The following is a 16,328-nucleotide window of genomic DNA, read 5'->3' as shown; positions in this document are numbered from 1 at the left end:
GGGTCGGACCGGGCGCGAACGCCCGGTCCGGAACTGGATTAGTCGTACAGAACAGCAGCGATTTCTGGGTTATCGATGGTCTTGGCGTCGTAGTAGTAGAAGCCGGTATCGATGACCTTTGGCAGGGTTTCGCCCTTGAGCGCAGCAACGGCTGCGGCCACGGTCTGGTAGCCGATGCCAACTGGGTTCTGGGTGATAGCGCCTGCCATCAGACCGTCACGGATAGCCTGCTTCTGAGCAGCACCCGAGTCGAAGCCGATGACGACAACCTTGGAGCCGAGTTCCTTGACGCCATTGGCAACGCCGATAGCAGCGCCTTCATTGGTGCCGAACACGCCCTTGATGTCTGGGTTGGCAAGCAGGATCGACTTGGTGATTTCGGTCGAAGCAAGCTGGTCGCCGTCGCCGTACTGAACGGTGACGAGTTCGATCTTTGGATAGGCTTCCTTGATGCGGTTGACGAAGCCGTCAACGCGATCGATGCCCGTACGGCTGGTCTGGGAGTGAGCAACAACGGCAATCTTGCCTTCGTCGCCGATCAGGCCGGCCATGGCGTCGGCAGCGAGTGCTGCTGCAGCGACGTTGTCGGTGGTTGCAGTGGTAACAGGAATGTCGCTTTCAACGCCGGAGTCGAAGGCGATGACCGGAATGCCGGCATCCTTGGCCTGCTGCAGCAGCGGGATCGCTGCCTGGCTGTCGAGAGCGGCAAAGCCGATGGCGCTTGGCTTACGGGCCAGTGCGGCAGCGAGCATGTCGATCTGACGGTCAACCTGGGTCTCATTGTCTGGACCTTCAAAGGTCACGTTGACGCCGAGCTCGGCAGCGGCCTGATCGGCACCGGCCTTAACAGCCTGCCAGAACTGATGCTGGAAACCCTTGGAAATCAGGGCGATGTCGTATTTTTCCTGAGCGAAAGCTGGCACGCCAGCAGTGGTCAGGAGAGCCAGGGCGCCAATGGCCCCGATAAGCGTACGGCGGTTGAACATAGTTCCTCCCAGTGTGAAAAGTCGTCAGTCCCTGAGGCTTGTCGCCTTCTTGTTTGTGGCGCTGGTGTGGATCAGCGCAGCGAAATCGGCGCTTAAAGACTGCGGCGCCGCAGGATATCGGCGTAGACGGCCAGGATGATGATGGTGCCGGTCACGACCGTCTGCCACTCCTGAGCCACCGAAAGAATGCGCAGGCCATTGGCCAGCACGGAAATGATGAGCGCGCCAATCAGCGTGCCCAGAACTGTACCGCGACCACCCGAAAGCGAGGTGCCGCCGATGACGACAGCCGCGATGGCGTCGAGTTCGTAGCCCTGCCCCAGAGCAGGCTGCGCCGAATTGAGGCGCGAGGCGATCAACAGGCCCGCAACGCCACAGACGCTACCAGCCAGCGCATAAACGCCGATCTTCCAGCGATCGACATTGACGCCCGACAGACGCACGGCCTCTTCATTCGAGCCGAGGGCAAAGGTGTAGCGACCCAGCGCTGTCTTGCTCAGCACGAAGCTGATGATGATGGCGACGAGGAACAGGATCAGCACGCCGTTTGGCACAGGCAGCGCCGGAATGATCGAGCCGATGATCGAGCCGGTCGAGATCTGGCTGAAGCCGGGGGTGTCGTTGAAATAGATCGGGCGCGTCCCCGAGATCACCAGCGACAGACCCTTGAGGATCAGCATCATGCCCAGCGTCGCGATGAAAGGCGGCACCTTGAGCTTGGCGATCACCGTACCGGAGACCAGACCGCTTGCAGTGCCGGCGAGAATGGCGGCGAGAACGCCCAGTGGCAGCGGCAGACCGAGATAGGTCAGCACCACGCCGGTAATCACCGCGCAGAAGGTCATCAGGGTGCCGACCGACAGATCGATACCGCCCGTGATGATCACCAACGTTGCGGCGATGGCGAGCACGCCATTGACCGACGTCGCCTGCAGGATGGCCAGCACGTTTTGCGTCTGCATGAAGTTTGGCGACGCAAAACTGAATACAATCACCAGGGCAATCAGGCCGGAGAAGGCGAGCAGCTTGTGATAGGCACCCGAGGTCCGGATGCTGGCGAACAGGCCTGGCTTGGCAGCATTATCAATCGGGGTCATCAGGCCGTTTTCCTGTTGGTTTCGGTTTCGGCAACCGCGCTTGGGCGCAGCGTTGCCAAATGCATGATTTCTTCCTGGCTGGCGCCGCCGGGCAGAATCCCGGTGAGGCGTCCCTCGCACATCACGGCGATCCGGTGGCTGAGGCGCAGCACTTCGGGCAGCTCAGAGGAAATCACGATGATGGCGCGGCCCTGCTCGGCCAGCGCATTGAGCAGCTTGTAGATTTCGGACTTGGCACCGACGTCGATACCGCGCGTTGGTTCGTCAAAAATCAGCACATCGCAGTCGCGCAGCAGCCACTTGGCGATAACCACCTTCTGCTGATTGCCACCCGAAAGAAGGCGAGCCTCCTGCGTGTCGGACGGCGTCTTGATCGCCAGCTGACGGATATAGCCCTGGGCCGTTTCGCGCATGGCATTCTCGCGCAGCACACCGACCGGGCCGGTAAAGCGCGAGAGCGAGGCCAGCGCAATATTGTTGCGCACGTCGAGCCCGGTCGCGAGGCCGAACTGCTTGCGATCTTCAGACAGATAGCCGATGCCGGCGCGGACGGCGTCTTGCGGCGAGCGGATCGTCGCCTTGTTGCCGTTGACGAAAATCTCGCCTGCCTCGATCGGATCGGCACCAAAGATAGCGCGCGCGACTTCGGTGCGGCCAGCGCCCATCAGGCCGGCAAGGCCAAGGATTTCACCCTTGCGCACCGACAGGCTGACATCGCGAATGACGTTGCCGCGCTTGAAGCCGCGAATTTCGAGCGCGACTGGCGCGTCGGACGCAGCAGGCAGCGCACTGGGTTCGTTGCTGAGGGTGCGCCCCACCATCATCGAGATGATGGTTTCCATGGGCGTCGTGGCAGCGGGGACGGTACCGACATATTCGCCGTCGCGCATCACGGTGACGCGGTCAGCGATACGCTTCAGCTCATCCATCTTGTGGGAAATATAGACAATGCCGACACCTTCCGCCTTGAGGCGGTTGATGATGGCGAAAAGCTCGTTGATCTCGGCGTCATTGAGCGCCGCCGTCGGCTCATCCATGATCAGGACGCGCGACTTGTAGGAGAGCGCCTTGGCGATTTCGACCATCTGCTGTCGCGCAATGGTCAGCTCGCCCACCATGGCGCGGGGATCGAACTTCAGGTTCATCGAGGCAAAGATTGCCTCGGCCTGCGCATTGAGCGCCCGCTCGTCCAGCACCAGACCACCCAGAATGCGGGGTTCGCGGCCGATAAAGATGTTCTGCGCCACCGTCAGGTCGCGCATCAGCGCCAGTTCCTGATGGATGATGGAAATGCCCATGCCCAGCGCGGCGCGTGGGGAGGCGATTTCGACAGGTTGACCATCGAGACGGATGTCGCCGTCATCGCGCTGATAGACGCCAGAGAGAATCTTCATCAGCGTCGACTTGCCAGCGCCGTTCTCACCCATCAGGGCATGAACTTCGCCAGACAACAGCTCGAACTGGGCGTTGTGCAATGCACGCACGCCTGGAAACGATTTCTCTATGCCAGAAAGCTCAACAAGAGCGGTCATGGAATGACAACCGGCCGTTCGGGCAGCAGCATGTACCGAATTCCTCCACGCGAGGCCTCCGCCTCGTCATATACGAACAATTTATTCATGAATGAAGTTTCCTTGCAAGCGGATTCGTGTAGCCTGCGCTCAACGAGAATGGGGAGAAGCGCTGATGGCGCAGGATGACGAGGGGCAAGAGCGCTACCGCGCTCCCGCCCTGGACAAGGGGTTGGACATCCTTGAACTGCTGGCGGCAACCGACGACGGCCTCAGTCAGGGCGAGATCGCCAAGGCGCTGGATCGCACGCCGAACGAGATCTACCGCATGCTCGATCGCCTGGTGCGCCGCGACTATGTTCGCCGCACACCCGAGGATCGCTATGCGCTGACGCTCAAGCTGTTCGAATTGGCGCATGCCCGCCCACCCCTGCACCGGATGATCAGCCAGGCGACGCCCGTACTGCGCAACTTTGCGCGTGCCGCCCAGCAGGCGGTGCATATGGTGGTGCAGGATCGCAATGTGCTGGTGGTGGTCGCCCAGGTCGATAGCCCGGGCTACTGGAACGTCTCAATCCGCGTCGGCAGCCGCATCGGTCTGGTCAATACCGGCTCGGGCCATGTCTACCTGGCCTTTGCAACACCCGAAGAGCGCAAGCTGATGCTGGAAGAGCAGGATCTGGGGCCGGAAAAAATGCCCCGAGAGCTCGAAGCGCGACTCGAAGGCGTACGCGAACAGGGATATGAAATGACCCCGAGCGCTCAGGTTGCGGGCGTCTCGAACATTACCGTGCCGATTTTCGGTCCCCTGGGGAGTGTGATCGCCGTGCTGACATGCCCCTATACCAAACGGCTCGACAAATCAGACGCGCCCGATATGCCCAGCGTCCTCAAACTGCTGCAGCATACTTGCGCCGAAATATCCCAGCGCTCGCCAGAAAGCGCCTGATCTAACGGAGGAACGCCTTGCGCATTCTCGATACCCATCTGCACCTCGTCTATCCGGAACGCTTTGACTATCCATGGCTGAGCGGCGCCCCCGCCATCAACAAGCCATGGACGGTGGAATCTTACTTCGAGGAAGCCCTGCCACTGGGGATCGAGTCCGCACTGCACATGGAAGTGGACGTCGCCGAGGCCGACATCATGGCCGAGAGCGAATATGTCATCACCCTGCCCCGTATCGCCGGTGCGATTGCAGCATGCCGTCCCGAACACACCAATTTCGTCGACCAGATCGAGCGTCTCTCCGAACTCGCCCATGTTAAAGGTGTCCGCCGCATTCTGCACGGCTCGCCCGATGACCTCAGCCAGTCGGACCTGTTCGTGGAAAACATCCGCCACCTGCCTGACTATGATCTGAGCTTTGATCTCTGCGTGCGGGCCGACCAGTTGCCTGTTGGCCAGATGCTGGCTGAGCGTGCTCCGGACGTGACCTTCATCCTCAACCATTGTGGCGTGCCAGATGTGACCGGCGCGGGGCTCGACCCCTGGCGTCAATACATCACCAGCATCGCCAAGCTGCCAAACATGGTGGCCAAGGTTTCCGGCATTATCGCCTATTCCGGCCCCGACTGGACGGTCGACACGCTCCGCCCCTATGTCGAGCACATCATTGAAAGCTTCGGCTGGGATCGCGTGGTTTGGGGCTCCGATCATCCCGTGGTCCGCTTGGGCGGCGACCTTACCCGCTGGGTCGAGGCGACCCGCGAGATCATCAAGGGTGCCAGCCAAGATGAGCAGGCAAAGCTGCTGCACCGGAACGCAGAGCGTATCTACAAAGTTTAGGTCTTGAGAACATGCCGCTTGCCGGGACGTCCCGGCATGCGGCATCGTCTGACCTGAACGAAGAAACGGATCGCTAGACCCATGTCCAAGATTGCCGCCGATCGTATTGCCGTCTCCACCTGGTCGCTTCACCGCCTGCTCGGCTGGACCTATCCACATGACCTGACGACCAGCGAAATTGGCTCGGGGCAGGAAACCTTTGGCGAAGGCGAAGAGTCGCTTCTGGGCCTGCCCTCGGTTCTGGCGAACCACGGCTATAACCGCGTTGAGATCGTATCGTTTCACCTGCGCAGCCGCGACCCGATCTATCTCGGTGAGTTGCGCGACCAGCTCAAGACGGCCGATGTCCGGCTGCAGACCCTGCTGATCGACGCAGGCGATATCACCCATCCCGAACATGGCGAACGCGATCAGGCCTGGATTGCTGGCTGGATCGAAGTCGCCAATGAACTGGGCGCAGAACACGCCCGCATTATCGCCGGCAAGCAGAAGCCAACCCGTGACGCGCTCGACCGCTCGGTCAAGGCGCTGACGGCATTGGCTGATGGCAATGCGGGCTCAAGCGTGCGCCTTGTCACCGAGAACTGGTTCGACCTTTTGGCTGAGCCGGCCCATGTGCACTACCTGCTCGACAAGCTTGATGGCCGCATTGGCCTGATGGGCGATTTCGGCAACTGGGGTGGCGAGACCAAGTATTCCGATCTCAAGTCGATCTTTGGCCGGGCCGAGCTCTGCCACGCCAAGGCCAGCTTCATCGACGGCGATCTCGACGAAGCCGATTTCGGCCAATGCGTCGCACTGGCGGAAGAGGCCGGTTACAAGGGCCCCTACACCCTGATCTTCGACAGCGAAATCCCCAATGAATGGCACGGCCTCGCCACGGAACGCGATTTCATCCTCTCGCGCGACGTTTGACGCTAGGCGGTCAAACAACCACAGATCGTCACCCTCGGGCGCGACCCGAGGGTGTTTCAAAACGCCCGGCATGTGAAGAGCCCCCGGATCAGGCCCAAGGGTGACGCGGTGGGGCGGGACGATGTCGCCCTCCCCAGCCCCTAATCGAGCGGCTTGAGATCGGCCAGCAGGGTCGGGATCAGCTCCGTCACCGTTGGATGGATGTGTACGGTGTGCATCATGGTGGTGTAAGGCGTGCCCGCCGCCATCAGTTGCAGCAGTGAGTGGACGATCTCATCGCCGCCAATGCCCAGAATGGCGGCCCCGAGAACCTTTTTGGTTTCGGCATCGACCAGCACCTTCATTAGCCCTTGGGTCTCGCCGCGTTCCTTGGCGCGGCTGACCCGCGCCATCGGCATGGCGCCCATCAGCACCTTGCGACCCAGTTTTCGCGCCTCCGTCTCGGTGATGCCGATGCGGCCCAGCGGCGGGTCGATGAACAGGCCGTAGACGGGAATGCGACCCGCAATCGAGCGTTTGCCGCCATCCACGAGATTGTCCGCAACGATCTCAAAGTCGTTGTAGGAGGTATGGGTGAAGGCACCGCGCCCATTCACGTCCCCCATCGCCCAGATGCCGGCAACCTTGGTGCGCAGATGATCATCGACTGGGATATAGCCCTTGGCGTCTGTCTCAAGGCCAGCAGCGGATAGATTGAGCTGGCCAGTATTGGGCGTGCGGCCCAGCGCGACCAGCAGGTGCGAACACTCGACCGACGAGCGGCGCTGGCTGTCCTTGAGCGACATCAGCACACCATTGCCGGCCCGCGACACCGCCTCCACCGTGGTACCAAAAAGAAACGTGACGCCCTCAGCCTCAAGGATGGAGCGGATGGAGGCCGAAATATCGGGGTCCTCACGCGTCGCGGCGCGGCTGCCCCGTTCGATCACCGTGACCTTGGAGCCAAAGCGCGCATACATCTGCGCAAATTCCAGCCCAATATAGCTGGCGCCAACGATGATGAGATGGCTCGGCAGCGTGTCGAGGTCCATCATTGTGGTGTTGGTCAGATAGGGAACGGTGTTCAGGCCCGGCCAATCGGGCACGCTGGCGGTGGCGCCGGTATTGATGAAAATGCGCGGCGCAGTGAGAATACGACCGTCCACCGCCACCTCAGTTGGCGACACGAAGCGCCCCTCGCCCTGAATGTACTGCAGCGTCTTCATGCCACCCAGCCAGTCAGAGAGGCTGGTGACGGAGGCGTTGACCACCTTGTCCTTGCGCGCCTTGACCTGCCGCATATCGACAGTCACGGGCCCTTTGACCACCACGCCAAAGTCCCCGGCCCGGCGCGCTGCCCAGGCTGCACGAGCGCTGGCTACCAGGGTCTTGGTGGGCGTGCAGCCATCGTTGACGCAGGTTCCGCCCAGATGCTCACGCTCGATCAGCGCAACGGACTGGCCTTTTTCGGCCAGTCTGGCTGCGAGGAAAGGGCCCGACTGGCCCGCTCCGATGATGATGGCGTCAAACTGTTCGGCCATAGGATTGCCCCTCAAATCGGGAGCGATCCTAAGTCCGGCAAAAGCGGCGCGCCAGTAGGCAGAATTACCCTTTAAGCGATTGGCGCAACCGGCGTTGTGCGGGGCATGCGGTTCCACGCGTCGAGCGCCGCAATCTTGTAGGCCTCGGCCAGCGTTGGATAATTGAAGGCGTTCTCGACGAAGTAGTCCAGCGTACCGCCCAGATTGAGCACCGCCTGGCCGATATGGATCAACTCGGTCGCGCCTTCCCCAACGATATGAGCGCCCAGCAGCTTGCGGTTTTCCAGCGAGAAGATCAGCTTCATCATGCCCGATTGCAGCCCCATGATGTGCCCCCGCGAGGTTTCGCGGAAGCGAGCGACACCGCACTCATAGGGAATACCTTTGGCCTTCACCTCTTGTTCGGTCAGGCCAACCGTGGAGATTTCGGGCACCGCGTAAATGCCATAGGGGAAGAATTCCGGCGCCTTCGGCATCGCCGCGCCACACGCGTGCAGCGCCGCGATCCGGCCTTGCTCCATTGAGGTGGAGGCGAGCGAGGGGAAACCAATCACATCGCCCGCCGCGTAGATGTTCGGCACCGACGTCTGGAAGGTCAGGGGATCGACCTTGAGGCGCCCCCGGTCGTCCGCCACCACGCCACAGGTATCAAGCCCAAGATCGGCCGTCGCGCCGACGCGTCCGGCGGCATAGAGCAACATGTCGGAGCGCACACGTCGCCCATCGGCCAGCACGGCGATGGCCCAGCCCTGCTCGTCCAGCTCAACGCTCACCACCTTGGCGCCGAGGCGAATGGTGACGCCGCGCTTGCGCAGGTCGTGGGTGAACTCTTCGATGATCTCGCGATCAATGAAATCGAGATAGGAGTCGCGCGGCTCGATAATGGTCACCGGCACGTCGAGTGCCGAAAAGATCGTCGCATATTCCAGCCCGATGACGCCTGCGCCAACCACCGTCAGGCTGCGCGGCACGCGCGGCTCGGTGACCAAGCTATCGCTGTCGAGCACCGAGTGATCGTTGAAGGGAATATTGGCCGGCCGGAACGGGGACGTGCCCACCGCAATGATGGAGTGGAGAAAGCCAACCCGCGTGGTCTCGCCGTCAGGCGTCGAAACCTCGAGATGATTGGCATCGGCGAACCGCGCCACGCCGCCCAGCGTCCGCACGCCATTGCGGGCAAACTGGTGCTCCAGCACTTCGATTTCATAGTCGAGGGTCTTGAGCAGACGGGCGCCAAGGTCCTTGCCCTCAATGTCCTTTTTGACGCGATAGGCGAGGCCGTAAAAACCACGCTCGCGCCAACCGGACAGGTTCAGCACCGTCTCGCGCAGGGTCTTGGAAGGGATGGTCCCGGTATGGACCGACACGCCGCCGAGCCGCAGGCGGTTTTCCACCACCAGCACCGAGCGCCCCAGCTTGGCCGCCTGAATGGCCGCCCGACGCCCGGCTGGCCCGCTGCCAATGGCCACAAGATCAAACTGTTCCATGCATAGCCCCGTCTCGACGTGCCTGACGCCTATCGGGCCAGTGTGACACTGCCATTGCAGACGATGCAATGAGGGGCGGTGCTTGCGGTTGAACACACAGCCTCACCTCCACCCCGGGCTGTCCTCGGACTTGATCCGAGGACCTTTCGCCGCTTGTGCCAGACTGCAAGTGGCCCTCGGATCAAGTCCGAGGGCAGCAACAGTGGGTGGAATAGGTGGGCGACTTAAACAGTCACCTCTGGCAAATCATAAAACTTGCGAATGACCTCCCAGCCCTCCTCTGCCGTGTCGACAATGGAGAACAGCTCCGGGTCTGTCGGCGCAATGGTGCCTGCTTCGGCCAGAGCCTCGAAGTTGATGACCTTGCTCCAGAACTCTGCACCGAACAGCAGCAGGGGCACCTTGTCCATGCGGCCGGTCTGAATCAGCGTCAGGGTTTCAAAGAACTCGTCCAGCGTGCCGAAGCCACCGGGGAACACCGCCACGGCCTTGGCGCGGATCAGGAAGTGGATCTTGCGGGTAGCGAAATAGTGGAAATTGAAGCTCAGCTCAGGCGTCACATAATGGTTGGGCGCCTGCTCATGCGGCAACACGATATTGAGACCGATCGAGGGCGCGCCGACATCGGCAGCGCCGCGATTGCCGGCTTCCATCACGCCAGGGCCACCGCCTGTAACCACCACAAAATCCTTGTAGTCGCTTGCCTTGGAAGCCGTTGAGGCCAGTTGAGCGAAGCGGCGAGCTTCCTCGTAGTAACGCGAGGCGGCTTCAAGGTTTTTCTTCTGCGTCTCGTTTTTCGCAGCCCAGGCAGGCTTGCCCGGCTCAGGAATGCGCGCGCCGCCAAACAGCACCACGGTCGAATTGATCCCGGCCTCGCGCATGCGGAATTCAGGCTTGAGATACTCCAGCTGGAACCGGATGCCGCGGGTGTCTTCCGAGGTCATGAAATCATCGTCGGCAAAAGCCAGGCGGAAAGCATGGGACTCGGTTTGCGGCGTCGAAGGCGCGCGCTTGGAGGCAGCAATATCCTCTTGAGAGGTGCGCAGTGACGTTGGGCGGCGTCTGGCCATGCAGGCTTCTCCATCTCAGTCCCCTTATCGCAGCAGGTGTCCGCCACAATTCGTAGATTTTCCAAAGGGCATAACCAGCCGTGGTCGAGGGGGCAAGTGGTGGGGGCAGTGAACCAGTTCACGAGTTTGGAAGAACGCATTGATAATGCGGCCCATCAGCTGCTGGCGCGCCTGCCGCGCGGACGTGTCGCCGATGGCGTGGTCGAGTTCCTGGTGTTTGGGCTGAAACAGGCTTGGGCGTGCCTCTTCGGTGGGCTGATGCTGGGCATGATCCTCGTCACGCGGCTGTGGTGGCCCGATATCGGCATTGCCCGCTACGACGCCTGGTTCGTCGCGGCGCTGGTGATCCAGATCGGCATGTTGGTGTTTCGGCTTGAAACGCTCAACGAGGCCAAGGTGATCCTGATCTTTCATTTGGTGGGGACGGGAATGGAGCTGTTCAAGACCGCTGCCGGCTCCTGGATCTATCCAGAAGACGCCATGCTGCGGATCGGCGGGGTGCCGCTGTTTTCGGGCTTCATGTATGCCTGTGTCGGCTCCTACATGGCGCGTATCCAACGCATTTTCGACATCAGGTTTTCCCATTACCCGCCGGTCTGGGCGACGATCGTCTTAGCCGTCGCCATCTATGCCAACTTTTTCACCCACCATTTTATTGCGGATTTCCGTTGGGTGCTGTTTGCCGCAGTTGTGCTGCTCTACTGGCGGAGCCAGATGCATTACCGGGTCTTTCGCTTCCGCCATCGCATGCCGATGTTGCTGGCTTTCCTGCTGGTGGCGCTGTTCATCTGGATTGGCGAGAATATCGGAACATGGTCGCGGGCCTGGATTTATCCCAACCAGTCCGATGGCTGGGCCATGGTCAGCTGGGGCAAATTGGGCTCCTGGTATCTGCTGATGTTGATCTCCGTAGTGCTGGTGACGCTTGTGCATCCACCCAAAGCCTATCAACAAGACGTCTGAGGTCTTGCCACAGACGTAATTTATTCGCATATAGCCAGCGGGAGGTTGGCGCGGACGTGTTCCTCGCCAACCGGGTCAGGTCCGGAAGGAAGCAGCCCCAACGAGACCTTCACGGGTCGATGCCAGCCTCCTACTTCGGCCTTTTGCCTATTTAAGCTGCTTTGCGCAGCCCAAGCAGAGGCTTTCCCACCCAATGTGGTAAGAAAGCGAAATGGCTGGTCCCGATTCCCCTTCGTCGCCCTATCTCGTCCTCGCCCGGAAATATCGTCCGCGCGACTTCACGACACTTGTCGGACAGGATGCGATGGTCCAGACGCTGGGCAATGCCTTTGCGCAGAACCGCATCCATCACGCCTTTATCCTCACCGGCGTGCGCGGCGTGGGCAAGACCACGACAGCGCGTATTCTGGCGCGTGCCTTCAACTATGAAGATGCCAGCGGGCCCCACCCCACGCTCGATCTGAGCGTAGAGGGGGAGCATTGCCGCGCCATTATCGAAGGCCGCCATGTGGACGTCATCGAAATGGACGCCGCCTCCAATACCGGCATCAACGACATCCGCGAAATCATCGACTCGGTGAAATACGCGCCGTCGTCCGCGCCGTACAAAGTCTATGTCATCGACGAAGTGCACATGCTCTCCACAGCCGCCTTTAACGGCCTGCTGAAAACGCTGGAAGAGCCGCCGCCGTACGTAAAGTTCATCTTCGCCACCACCGAAATTCGCAAGGTGCCGGTGACGATCCTCAGCCGGTGCATGCGTTTCGATCTGCGCCGCATCACGCCCGAGATCATGTCGGCCTACCTCGAATCCATTCTGGGTCAGGAAGGCATCAGCTTTGAGCCCGAGGCGCTGGCGATGATCGTGCGCGCGGGCGAAGGCTCGGCGCGTGACAATCTCAGCCTACTCGATCAGGCGATTGCCCATGGCAATGGCACGGTGACGGCTGCCACGGTCAAAGCCATGCTGGGTCTTGGTGACAGGGCCCGCATTATCGATCTGTTCGAGGAATTGATGGGGGGCCGCATTGGCGACGCCATCACCACGATGCGCTCGCTCTATGACATGGGCGCCGACCCGCAGACATTGGTCGCTGATCTCGCCGACTTCACCCATCTCGTGACCCGCATCAAGGTGGTGCCTGCCGCCGCCGATGACGTGTCACTGACCCCCGATGAGCGCAAGCGCGGTGCCGATCTGGCTGGCCGCCTGCCGATGCGGGCGCTGACGCGGGCCTGGCAGATCCTGTTCAAGGGGCACGAAGAAGTGGCGCGGGCCAATAATGGTCTGCAGGCCGCCGAGATGGTGCTGATCCGGCTGGCCTATGCCGCGGACTTGCCCAGCCCTGACGATTTAATCGCCAAGCTGTCCAATCAGCCTGCCCCGGCGCCAATGCCACAGCAAAGCGCACCGATCGGGCGTGGTCCATCGGGTGGGCCGTCGGCCATGCGCCTTGAGGCGCCCCAGCCGATTTCGACCGAAGCCGTGGCGACCCAGCCGAGCGTACCGCAGGCGCAGGTTCAGCCCGCGATGGCGACTGTTGCCAGTTACAAGGAACTGATCGCGCTGGCGACTGCCAAGCGTGACGTTCTGGTGCGGTTGGCGCTCGAGGGCCAGATGCGCCCGATTTCGTTCGAGCAGGGCCGCATTGAAGTGGCGCTGAGCGAAGGCACCGATCCAGCCATTATCGCGACGCTTTCTGCCCGGTTGCAGCTTTGGACCGGCCAGCGCTGGCTGGTCATGGTGTCGACCAAGCCGCCTGAAGGGCTGACCATCAGGCAGGAAAAAGAGCAGAAGGTTGAAGCCGCTCACGCTGCAGCGCATGAAGATCCTCTGGTCAAAGCCATTCTTGAGACATTTCCCGGCGCCAAGGTGGTGAACGTGACGGTGCGCGATGACGCCACCACCGCGCAACCCGACGTGCCCCCGCCCCCACCTGAAGAGGACGACGAATGAAAGACATCATGGGTATGATGAAGGCCGCCAGCGAGATGAAAGGCAAGATGGAGGCCATGCAGGCCGACCTCGCCAATCTCGTCGCTGAAGGGCGCTCCGGCGGCGGTCTTGTCGTCGTGTCGCTCAGCGGCAAGGGAGAGATGAAGGGTCTCAAGATCGATCCGTCCCTGTTCAAGGAAGACGATGTCGAAGTGCTCGAGGACCTGATCCTTGCTGCCCACAACGACGCCAAGGCAAAGTCGGAAGCCGAAATGCAGCAGCGCATGTCCGAAGTGACCGCCGGCCTGCCTCTGCCTCCGGGCATGAAACTGCCATTCTAGAATCCGCACTTTCCGGCGCAAACGCTAACAGTGTGCTAGCCAATTCGGCCTTGAGTTAACGAGAAAATGGCTTCCGGCGGACCCGAAATTGAACAGCTGATTCAGCTCATGGCCCGCCTTCCCGGGTTCGGCCCCCGCTCGGCACGCCGGGCTGTGTTGCAGCTGATCAAGAAAAAAGAACAGCTGATGATCCCGCTGTCGGCCGCGCTGGATCGCGCGGTTGTCGCCGTACGCACGTGCGAAGTTTGCGGCAATATCGACACCGCAAGCCCCTGCACGATCTGCGCCGATCCCCGGCGTGACAGCGGAATTCTCATTGTGGTGGAAGATGTTGCGGACCTCTGGGCGCTGGAGCGCGCCGGGGTCGGGCAGGTCAAATATCACGTCCTCGGCGGGGTGCTGTCTCCCCTCGACGGCGTGGGACCCGACGATCTCACCGTCGACGCGCTGGTTGCGCGTGCCCATGAGTTCCGCGAGATCGTCTTGGCCGTCAACGCCACCGTCGAGGGCCAGACCACGGCCCACTACATCACCGACCGCCTCACCGGCAGCGGGCTCAAGGTCACGCGCCTCGCACACGGCGTACCCGTGGGCGGGGAACTTGATTATCTCGATGAGGGCACGCTGAGCCAGGCGCTCAAGGCCCGCACCGAAATTTAGCCAGTGCGACCAAGCCGCTAGTGGACGCCGCGCTCGGGGCGAAAGTCATCGCCCTCATCCCACTCGGTGTCGTCAAGCGGACCGAACTCATCGCCATCATCTTCACCCTCAATGGCAAAGCGCGCATCGACATCGTCGGGTGACAGAGCATCCAGACGATCGGCCGGGTCACGGTCCAACGGCGCCTGAAGGGCAGAGTAATCTTCGATGTCGTCGGCATTGGCGATGGTCGCGCTAAGCTCATCAATCGCCCGCTCGATTTCCTCGAGCAGCGCCGCTGGGTCGTTGCCGCCCCAATCGCCGCTTTCACGAATCCCGGCTTCCTCGCGCAATTCGCGCAAGCGCGCCAGACGTTCGCTGGCCGGGCGGTCGTCGCCATAGAGCAATTCTTCGACCTCGGCCTGCGCATAGGGCTGGGCGATGCCAGGCTGGTCGGCGTTATCAAAATTGGTATCCTGTGGCACCATAGTGCCGTGATGGTCGTGGTGCTGCGCCATGATGGTCTCCTGATGCTGGTTGAACAGAAACAACGCATCATGGCCCAGCCGGTTCGATCACAAAGACAGCACGGCCTCAGGCGAGATCACCGGGCTCGTCGATCCCGACCAGCCGCAGCGCGGGGGCCTCTTCGCCGCCATGCCAATTGCCTGGCAGTACCTTGCTCGATTTCGCACCCAGTTCCCGGAGCATTTCCACCTGACGCACCACGTTGCCGCGGCCGCTAGAGAGTTGCCCCTTCGCATCGTCAAAACTTTGCCGCGCCTTGTCCAGATTGGCATCGAGCTTATCCATGCTGGCCAGAAACCCGGCTACCTTGTCGTAAAGCTGGCCCGCCCGGTCGGCGATTTCGTCGGCATTGCGATGGCGCTTTTCAATGTCCCATACATTGCGCACGGTGCGCAAAACGGTCATCAGCGTCGTCGGCGTCGTCAGCATCACGCCCTGGCTCATGCCGTATTCAACGAGCTTGGCATCAGCCTGAATCGCTGTGGCCAAGGCAGACTCGATCGGCACGAACATCATCACATAGTCGAGGCTGGATCGCGCATGACGATGGTAGGTCTTGTCGCCCAAGGTTTTGATGTGATTGCGCACCGATAGAATATGCGCCGCCAGATGCTGGGCACGGCTATCGTCTTCCGCGTTGGTGTAGGCTTCAAAGGCCGTCAGCGAAACTTTAGAATCGATGACCAGCCTATCGTCATTGGGCATCAGGATTTCGACGTCGGTGCGCACCCGACCGCCGTCTTCGCCAGCATGGTTCTGCTGGGTGATATATTGCTCACCCTCACGCAGACCCGATTGTTCGAGGATTGTCCCAAGGATCATTTCGCCCCAGGCGCCCTGCGTCTGAGCATTGCTCTTGAGCGCCCGCGTCAGATTATGCGCCTCCGTGGTGATCTGCACATTGCTTTCAAGCAAAGCGCGGATCTGCTCACTCATTGTCGCGCGATCTCGGGCGAGGCCGAGGTGAAATTCCCCGATCTTGTCCTGTAGCGGCTTGAGAAGCGTATCCACCTGCTCACGGTTCTGTTTCGAAAAAGTCTCTCCGTGACTCTTGAGGACATCACCGGCAATGGCCTTGAACTCGTCAGTCATCTGCTGGCGCGCGTCGAGAAACCGCGACAGATTGGCTTCCGATTGCTGCTTCTGCTCGACCAGACGCGCCTTGATCGCCGAAAGCTCAGCGTAAAAGTCGGCGCTTTTTTCCTTTTCGGCATCGAGAGCATCGCGAGCCCGTTCACGCTCGGCGCTGATCTGGCCGTCCAGCGACGCAATCCGCGCATCGCGCTCGGCCAGCCGGACTTCATAGCCCGCCTTCAGCTGCGTTCGCGCTTCATCACCTGCCGCCGCAATGCGTCGCGCCGCGCCGCCCATGCCGACGATAACCGCGCCCAGCACAAAAAGGACAGCGAGCAAGCCGACCAGCACCGCCAGAAAAGTGGTTACCGGGAAGTCGCCGAGAGTGAAGAGCATGTTGTCCATTTGCCATGCATATCCCGATTCGAACGTTCGCGGAATGTTCTCATTAGTCCACAGCAAGAGTTGACCGC

Annotated in this window: 15 protein-coding genes and 1 other RNA gene; 8 read left to right on the top strand and 8 right to left on the bottom strand. The window is 61.2% G+C overall.

Features of this window, described 5'->3' with window-relative positions; all coding sequences use genetic code 11:
• Positions 1-38: 38 nt before the first annotated feature.
• The 3 genes from WH87_RS11620 to WH87_RS11610 form a co-directional block, all read right to left on the bottom strand.
• Entirely contained in the window at positions 39-986 is a 948-nt protein-coding gene (locus tag WH87_RS11620) for an ABC transporter substrate-binding protein (RefSeq protein ID WP_046139017.1), read from the bottom strand.
• Between the two features lie 92 nt (positions 987-1,078).
• The gene (locus tag WH87_RS11615; RefSeq protein ID WP_046139018.1) at positions 1,079-2,083 is read right to left on the bottom strand and encodes an ABC transporter permease; all 1,005 of its coding nucleotides are present in this window, start codon (positions 2,081-2,083) and stop codon (positions 1,079-1,081) included.
• Complete coding sequence (locus WH87_RS11610; RefSeq protein WP_046139019.1) at positions 2,083-3,615, bottom strand: sugar ABC transporter ATP-binding protein; 1,533 nt, start codon at positions 3,613-3,615, stop codon at positions 2,083-2,085. The genes WH87_RS11615 and WH87_RS11610 overlap by 1 nt, the downstream gene beginning before the upstream one ends.
• 154 nt (positions 3,616-3,769) lie before the next feature.
• Between WH87_RS11610 and WH87_RS11605 the strand changes: the two genes are divergently transcribed.
• The 3 genes from WH87_RS11605 (at position 3,770) to WH87_RS11595 (ending at position 6,297) form a co-directional block, all read left to right on the top strand.
• On the top strand, positions 3,770-4,543 hold the full coding sequence (locus WH87_RS11605; RefSeq protein WP_046139020.1) for an IclR family transcriptional regulator: 774 nt from the start codon (positions 3,770-3,772) through the stop codon (positions 4,541-4,543).
• A 17-nt stretch (positions 4,544-4,560) separates the two neighbouring features.
• A complete protein-coding gene (locus tag WH87_RS11600) occupies positions 4,561-5,382 on the top strand; it encodes an amidohydrolase family protein (RefSeq protein ID WP_046139021.1) in 822 nt (273 codons plus the stop codon).
• 81 nt (positions 5,383-5,463) lie between these two features.
• A complete protein-coding gene (locus tag WH87_RS11595; RefSeq protein ID WP_046139022.1) occupies positions 5,464-6,297 on the top strand; it encodes a sugar phosphate isomerase/epimerase family protein in 834 nt (277 codons plus the stop codon).
• Positions 6,298-6,437: 140 nt separating this feature from the next.
• On the opposite strand, the gene WH87_RS11590 is transcribed toward WH87_RS11595, so the two are convergent.
• From WH87_RS11590 to WH87_RS11580, 3 genes are all read right to left on the bottom strand, one after another.
• Positions 6,438-7,817 (bottom strand): FAD-containing oxidoreductase, encoded by a 1,380-nt coding sequence (locus tag WH87_RS11590; protein WP_046139023.1) that lies wholly within the window; start codon positions 7,815-7,817, stop codon positions 6,438-6,440.
• 71 nt (positions 7,818-7,888) lie between these two features.
• Positions 7,889-9,304: a Si-specific NAD(P)(+) transhydrogenase gene (gene sthA / locus WH87_RS11585; protein WP_046139024.1), complete on the bottom strand. Its 1,416-nt coding sequence runs from the start codon at positions 9,302-9,304 to the stop codon at positions 7,889-7,891.
• Between the two features lie 224 nt (positions 9,305-9,528).
• Complete coding sequence (locus WH87_RS11580) at positions 9,529-10,374, bottom strand: LOG family protein (RefSeq protein WP_046139025.1); 846 nt, start codon at positions 10,372-10,374, stop codon at positions 9,529-9,531.
• Positions 10,375-10,482: 108 nt separating this feature from the next.
• Here WH87_RS11580 and WH87_RS11575 point away from each other — a divergent pair, with 108 nt between their 5' ends.
• The 5 genes from WH87_RS11575 to recR all read left to right on the top strand — a co-directional run bounded on the left by WH87_RS11575 (position 10,483) and on the right by recR (position 14,274).
• Positions 10,483-11,337 (top strand): DUF817 domain-containing protein, encoded by an 855-nt coding sequence (locus tag WH87_RS11575; protein ID WP_046139730.1) that lies wholly within the window; start codon positions 10,483-10,485, stop codon positions 11,335-11,337.
• A gap of 39 nt (positions 11,338-11,376) precedes the next feature.
• Positions 11,377-11,472: signal recognition particle sRNA small type (gene ffs / locus WH87_RS19380), an RNA gene on the top strand.
• A gap of 76 nt (positions 11,473-11,548) precedes the next feature.
• Positions 11,549-13,294 (top strand): DNA polymerase III subunit gamma/tau, encoded by a 1,746-nt coding sequence (locus WH87_RS11570; protein WP_046139026.1) that lies wholly within the window; start codon positions 11,549-11,551, stop codon positions 13,292-13,294.
• Positions 13,291-13,614, top strand: a complete 324-nt coding sequence (locus WH87_RS11565) for a YbaB/EbfC family nucleoid-associated protein (protein ID WP_046139027.1) — start codon at positions 13,291-13,293, stop codon at positions 13,612-13,614. The genes WH87_RS11570 and WH87_RS11565 overlap by 4 nt, the downstream gene beginning before the upstream one ends.
• 66 nt (positions 13,615-13,680) lie before the next feature.
• Positions 13,681-14,274 (top strand): recombination mediator RecR, encoded by a 594-nt coding sequence (gene recR / locus WH87_RS11560; protein WP_046139028.1) that lies wholly within the window; start codon positions 13,681-13,683, stop codon positions 14,272-14,274.
• Between the two features lie 17 nt (positions 14,275-14,291).
• Here the strand turns inward: recR and WH87_RS11555 are convergent, their stop codons facing one another.
• Together WH87_RS11555 and WH87_RS11550 are read right to left on the bottom strand one after the other, a co-directional pair.
• Positions 14,292-14,771 (bottom strand): hypothetical protein, encoded by a 480-nt coding sequence (locus WH87_RS11555; protein WP_156458201.1) that lies wholly within the window; start codon positions 14,769-14,771, stop codon positions 14,292-14,294.
• A 76-nt stretch (positions 14,772-14,847) separates the two neighbouring features.
• A complete protein-coding gene (locus WH87_RS11550) occupies positions 14,848-16,260 on the bottom strand; it encodes a DNA recombination protein RmuC (RefSeq protein WP_052726404.1) in 1,413 nt (470 codons plus the stop codon).
• Positions 16,261-16,328 lie beyond the last annotated feature (68 nt).

Origin of the sequence: Devosia epidermidihirudinis, from assembly GCF_000971295.1 — a bacterium.
Lineage (GTDB): Bacteria > Pseudomonadota > Alphaproteobacteria > Rhizobiales > Devosiaceae > Devosia > Devosia epidermidihirudinis.
Note: the sequence above shows the minus strand (reverse complement) of the source record. Positions and strands in the feature narration are given on the sequence as shown.

Excerpts from the sequence above, each read along its gene's own strand:
- WH87_RS11620 (WP_046139017.1), bottom strand. The coding sequence starts at position 986 with ATGTTCAACCGCCGTACGCTTATCGGGGCCATTGGCGCCCTGGCTCTC.
- WH87_RS11615 (WP_046139018.1), bottom strand. The coding sequence starts at position 2,083 with ATGACCCCGATTGATAATGCTGCCAAGCCAGGCCTGTTCGCCAGCATC.
- WH87_RS11610 (WP_046139019.1), bottom strand. The coding sequence starts at position 3,615 with ATGACCGCTCTTGTTGAGCTTTCTGGCATAGAGAAATCGTTTCCAGGC.
- WH87_RS11605 (WP_046139020.1), top strand. The coding sequence starts at position 3,770 with ATGGCGCAGGATGACGAGGGGCAAGAGCGCTACCGCGCTCCCGCCCTG.
- WH87_RS11595 (WP_046139022.1), top strand. The coding sequence starts at position 5,464 with ATGTCCAAGATTGCCGCCGATCGTATTGCCGTCTCCACCTGGTCGCTT.
- WH87_RS11590 (WP_046139023.1), bottom strand. The coding sequence starts at position 7,817 with ATGGCCGAACAGTTTGACGCCATCATCATCGGAGCGGGCCAGTCGGGC.
- sthA (WP_046139024.1), bottom strand. The coding sequence starts at position 9,304 with ATGGAACAGTTTGATCTTGTGGCCATTGGCAGCGGGCCAGCCGGGCGT.
- WH87_RS11580 (WP_046139025.1), bottom strand. The coding sequence starts at position 10,374 with ATGGCCAGACGCCGCCCAACGTCACTGCGCACCTCTCAAGAGGATATT.
- WH87_RS11570 (WP_046139026.1), top strand. The coding sequence starts at position 11,549 with ATGGCTGGTCCCGATTCCCCTTCGTCGCCCTATCTCGTCCTCGCCCGG.
- WH87_RS11565 (WP_046139027.1), top strand. The coding sequence starts at position 13,291 with ATGAAAGACATCATGGGTATGATGAAGGCCGCCAGCGAGATGAAAGGC.
- recR (WP_046139028.1), top strand. The coding sequence starts at position 13,681 with ATGGCTTCCGGCGGACCCGAAATTGAACAGCTGATTCAGCTCATGGCC.
- WH87_RS11555 (WP_156458201.1), bottom strand. The coding sequence starts at position 14,771 with ATGGCGCAGCACCACGACCATCACGGCACTATGGTGCCACAGGATACC.
- WH87_RS11550 (WP_052726404.1), bottom strand. The coding sequence starts at position 16,260 with ATGGACAACATGCTCTTCACTCTCGGCGACTTCCCGGTAACCACTTTT.